The 500-nt window shown below is 64.4% G+C and carries 1 protein-coding gene; it reads right to left on the bottom strand.

Features of this window, described 5'->3' with window-relative positions:
* Window positions 1-379, bottom strand: a 379-nt coding sequence (locus tag WA762_RS35520; protein ID WP_443080759.1) for a transposase, incomplete at its 3' end; no start/stop codon positions are given.
* Between the last annotated feature and the right edge of the window lie 121 nt (window positions 380-500).

The following is a 500-nucleotide window of genomic DNA, read 5'->3' as shown; positions in this document are numbered from 1 at the left end:
TACAAGCCCCGGCCGTGCCGGAGTACTGTCGCTGCACCCCGGCCGAGGCCGTGCCCTTCTTGATGAAGCCGGTGTCGTCGACGATCAGCACCCCAGTCGGATCGCCGAGTCTCTCGGCAACGTATTCCTGCAGGTCGTCCCGCAGCTCGTCAGGATCCCAGCAAGCCCGGCTCGGCAGGTGCTGCAACCCTGAAGGGGTTCGGTGACCGGCCTGTTCGGCCAGTTGCCAGCTGTTCTTCCGGCCCACAGGCGCAAGCAGGCCGTGTACGTAGTCCCGCATCCGCCGCCGAAGGTCCACCCGGCCGAACCGGTGACCGACCCGCACCAACAACTCTTCCAGCTCCGCCGACCAGAGGTCAGGCCGCACATCGTCTTGCATGACAAGCACAACGGGCCGCCGTACCCGAGGTCACGAACTCACCCAACCTGACAACACGTCAGCCGAGCACACTCAGATACATGCTCCTGACCAGCAGGAATAGCGAACTGCGACTGGAGTA

Origin of the sequence: Streptomyces tyrfis (assembly GCF_037034285.1) — a bacterium.
In the GTDB taxonomy this organism is placed as follows: domain Bacteria; phylum Actinomycetota; class Actinomycetes; order Streptomycetales; family Streptomycetaceae; genus Streptomyces.
This window is presented reverse-complemented; position numbering and strand designations above follow the sequence as displayed.